This window comes from Paenibacillus sp. 1-18 (genome assembly GCF_000520755.1).
GTDB classification, from domain to species: Bacteria; Bacillota; Bacilli; order Paenibacillales; family Paenibacillaceae; genus Paenibacillus; species Paenibacillus brasilensis.
Genome location: NZ_ASSB01000098.1, coordinates 1 through 4,492 on the forward strand (window position 1 = coordinate 1; position 4,492 = coordinate 4,492).

Consider the following 4,492-nt stretch of genomic DNA (forward strand, 5'->3'; position numbering starts at 1 on the left):
ATCAAGTAGTTACCAACAAAAGAGTTCCAAGTGTCGTGGCAGGCGGGCTACAGGATGGGGAACGCTGGTCCTACGCTACGGGTACAGCCAGTTTCGAAGTACCACGCCCGGTGGAGCCGGATTTTTCATTCCGTATTGGAAGCATCACGAAGACATTCACTGCTACCGTTGTATTGCAAATGGCTGCCGGGGGTCATAAAGGGTAATGGGTATGACGGCAACAAAATTACGATTCGTCAGTTATTGAACCATACAAGCGGGCTTGCGAGCTATACTGATCTTGATTTTCGAGATATTACCTTGCCTCAAAATCCATTCCGTTACTATTCGTCCGACGAGCTTATCAGCATGGGACTAGCAAAGCCGCCTGTATATGCGCCAGGGAAGGGCTGGAACTATTCGAACATGAATACTTTACTAGCCGGTCAAATTATTCAGAAGGTAACAGGAGATACGTATGCGGAGCAGATCAGGAAAAGGTTGATCGAACCGCTCGGGATGACGGGGACATTTGTAATGGAAAATAGTCACGATATTCCGGGTAAGCATGCCACAGGATATAATATGGACAGATCGGGTCATTTGTACGATTTAACAGAAATAAGTCAATCATGGGCAAATGCAGCCGGAGATATGGTCTCAACAACCAAAGATTTGACCACCTTTTTCAGTTCGCTGTTGGGCGGAAAACTTCTAAATCAAGAGATGATGGACCAGATGCTCACGACAGTAGATTCACCTATAGGTAAAGTCGGACTAGGGATTTATGAAATAAAAACAGCTGACGGGCAATCATACTGGGGGCATGCCGGCGGTACTTTCGGATTTGAATCGAGAGCCTTCGGATCTCTAGGCCGGGCAGCATATTTTAGTAACGTGCATCAACTCGGTAGCCCAGGAAGTGACGCCGGCTCACAATAAAATAATCGATAAGGAGTTTGGCCGTTAAGTTTAAAGCCGACATCGCGCCCTTTATTTGAGGGCGGATGTCGGTTTCTGCTATAATTAACCGTCGTTTCATGCAATCGAGGCACATATGTCCGCATTCAGAATAAAACGACTTCAAAATAGATAAGATGCACGAGGGACATAACGACGGCGTATTTTATATTCGGCCGGTGAGCTCTACTATCGACTTCTTTACCACTCCCGCCAGCAGATTGTTTACCGCCGAAATCGGTAAAATAGGCTAGATGCAAATTCGATATAGAGATTAAGAATATATGTGAATTTTAGGAAATACATAGTAGGTATAGACAACGTAATATTACTAACCTACACATTGCACCAGCATACAATTTCTATTTAAAAAAGACTTCAAGGAAAATCAAACATTAAGACTGTTGTACAAAAATATCAGAATTTCGTATATGTTATTCCGCTAACGGGATACGTTAGAATTCCTGTAAAACGAATAATTTGCTCTTTGCATAAAAACGAGCGCCTCGGTACGATGGGGTTGCGCGCGAGGTCATAGCCTCAAAAAGCCCATTCAGGAGGTCGCTCTACTATGAAGTTTAAAGCCCAGGACAAGGAAAATCAACTCATTGAAAACATCTCCTCATTACATCTAGTTGTAGGCGTAGATATTGCCCAGGGAGCTCACGTAGCTCGTGCGGTTAGCTACCGGGGAATTGCTCTCGGATCTCCACTCGAGTTTGGCAGCCATGACGAGGGTTTTCAGTTGTTCAGCCGCTGGATTCAAGATCTGCTTAAGTTGTACAAGCTGAACAAAATCATCGTCGGCATGGAACCAACTGGCCACTACTGGCTAAGCCTGGCTCGTTGGCTTTCAGTCAAAGGAATTGAGGCTGTTCTCGTAAATCCTCATCTCGTCAAAAAGAACAAGGAAAACCGGGATAATACCCCATCCAAAAGTGACCGTAAAGATGCACTTGTCATCGCGGATAGGGTCAAAACGGATACTATTCCCCTGTACGCTTTAATCCGGAAGTCTACGAGGAACTTCGGATTCTCATGGCTCATCGCGACACGGTTGCCAAACGTCTTAACAGCGCCGTTAATCAAATTCACCGCTGGGTAGATATTGTGTTTCCAGAACTTCGTCATGTCTTTAAAATCCTTACCTGCACCAGTGCCATTGCCACGTTAAGGCTATTTCCTCTTCTGGAGGAAATTAGTCGGTTAACGACGGAGCAAGTCATTGCCGGCTGGAAGCAATACGTGAAGCGTCATGCAGGGGTGCATCGAGCCGAGCAACTCATTGCACTGGCTAAATGCAGCGTGGGCGTTACGCAGGCACGCCTATAAGCTGCACTTGGGTCAACTGCTCGAAGAATACGACTTGGCGCAGCGACAGCTTGAGCAGATTGAACACGAGCTTCATCACATCCTGGAGCGTATTCCATACGCTCAGAAAATGCTCACCATTCGGGGCGTAAATGCAACGAGCTTAGCTGGGATTCTAGGCGAAGCCGGTGATCTGAGCGGCTATACGCACGGAAACGCATTACTACGACATGCGGGTTTAAACCTGGCTGAGGCTTACTCGGGGAAGTGGCGTGGAAAAATGGTGCTCAGCAAGCGCGGACGCCCCCCGTCTCCGGCGTTTTCTCTATCTCATGACGATGTGCATGGTCATGACCAATCCAGATATTCGAGCCCTGCACCACCACAATGTCGATTTTGAGTTGAATTTTTTTGTATCTCCAAATAATTCTTTTCACTTTGGGTATCGCTAGGCCAGAGAACTGGCATAAGATGCTGTTCCTGATCCAGATTGCTTACCTTTGTACCATGCTTAAAGGAGTTTACTTCCTTCATGATAAGATCGAATTCCTTAAAAGATTTGCAATTTAGTAATTGACTAATCAATAATAAGGCGATAAAATGAATTTAAGTTAGTGATTGATCAATAACAAATAAAACGAAATGAGCTGAGGAAAATGGAAAAAGCGATGGTAATTGGAGCAACGGGCGGGACGGGAGCAGCAATCACGGAAGAACTTGTCAAACGGGGGGTACGCACCATTGCTTTTGGACGTTCACGTCAGAAGTTGGAACAGTTTGCTGGAAAGCTTAAAAATCCAGAGCATTTGACGCTCGCCATTGGGAACGCAATGATCCCCGACGACATTGTAGCTCAAGCAGGTGGTGCTGACGTATTGTTCCATTGCGCGAACGTACCCTACCATGAGATGGTTGACAAACTGATTCCGCTAGGGGAATCAGTGCTGGAGGCGGCAGAACGGCTTGCGATTAAAGTAGTAGCAATCGATGGAATCTATCCTTATGGGAGAAGACAAATGGAACTTGTCACGGAAGAACATCCAAAGGAGCCTCATACGATAAAAGGAAAAGTCCGCCTGGACTATGAACGGATGTTGTTTAGCGAGCGGTGGACTAAGGCAAAAGTTATGATTGTTCGCTTGCCCGATTATTATGGGCCTACAGCTAATCAAGCCTCGTATTTAGGTTCAACTCTGGAAGCGATCGCTGCTGGTAAAATGGCTTTTTTCGTCGGCAATATGCATGTTCCCCGCGAGTTCGTTTATTTACCGGATGCTGCTGAGATGGTTGCCGAACTGGCAGATAAAGACTTTGCTTATGGACAGAACTGGAACATACCAGGTGCTGGGCTTATATCGGGGCGAGAGATCGTACGGATTGCACAAACGGCAAGCGGCCATGCTAAACCGGTCATACCCCTGAAGAAATTAGGCTTGTCGCTTATAGGTATGAGCGTGCCTGTGATGAAAGAAGTCGTCGAGATGCTCTATTTAACCGAAGTGCCGCTGACTCTAAGCGGAGAAAAATACAAACGGTTCATCGGACCGATCACCGCAACGCCGTTCGAGGAAGGTATTACCGCGACTGTGTTGGCATTGCAGGAGAGTCAGTCAGCTATTGTGCAATAGTTATTGATTGATCAATTATATATATCGACCGAAATGCCCAGATCATAGTCGATCTTTCCGTCGAAAACTAATGCACCGCAGTAGACCGTATGGCGAATACAGACTGGCATTGACTAGTGGCCAACCTGGCAGAGAAACGTCTCCCAGGTGCGGTTATCCGGTCCAATCGCAGTGGGAAGCACCTTTCAGTAGGAGACGTAGGGGCTACCCATCGTCTCCACCATCTGCAAGGTTGATCCCATGCGACGCATCGTTTGGGGGGACCAGCACAAGGCATCGACGGTGTTCACGTATGGACCATTACTCCCACCATCAAAGGAGTCGTCGTACATACCACGGAGTCCTGGGGACGGTCCGCCAGTAGCGACCGACCTCGACGGCATGCGCGCGGCACTCACGTCCCCGCTCAATGTCTGGCTCGCCGACCTCAAGATGACTGCCAAGGCGGCGAACTGAAAGGTAGCCTTTATTAACCGAGAGACAGCTAATGAGATTATAAGGTATTGATCTAACTCAAGCCAGAGGGGGTTAATCCGATTTTTTGTTTACCTAGAAGTCCATTCCTTAAACAAGACCTCGCTCTTTAGCCCCTTAGTGAACTTGGACACTAAGAG

2 protein-coding genes and 2 pseudogenes are annotated in these 4,492 nt (G+C 47.0%); 3 read left to right on the forward strand and 1 reads right to left on the reverse strand.

Going from position 1 to position 4,492, the window contains the following annotated elements:
* From L693_RS0106785 to L693_RS0106795, 3 genes and pseudogenes are all read left to right on the forward strand, one after another.
* Positions 1-949: pseudogene (locus L693_RS0106785) on the forward strand (serine hydrolase domain-containing protein); the annotation flags it as partial.
* Between the two features lie 561 nt (positions 950-1,510).
* Positions 1,511-2,642: pseudogene (locus L693_RS0106790) on the forward strand (IS110 family transposase); the annotation flags it as partial.
* A 264-nt stretch (positions 2,643-2,906) separates the two neighbouring features.
* Positions 2,907-3,878 (forward strand): NAD-dependent epimerase/dehydratase family protein, encoded by a 972-nt coding sequence (locus tag L693_RS0106795; protein WP_025716623.1) that lies wholly within the window; start codon positions 2,907-2,909, stop codon positions 3,876-3,878.
* A gap of 185 nt (positions 3,879-4,063) precedes the next feature.
* On the opposite strand, the gene L693_RS29825 is transcribed toward L693_RS0106795, so the two are convergent.
* Positions 4,064-4,261 carry a hypothetical protein gene (locus tag L693_RS29825; RefSeq protein WP_155983775.1) on the reverse strand — a complete coding sequence of 66 codons (198 nt, stop codon included), beginning with the start codon at positions 4,259-4,261 and terminating at the stop codon, positions 4,064-4,066.
* Positions 4,262-4,492 lie beyond the last annotated feature (231 nt).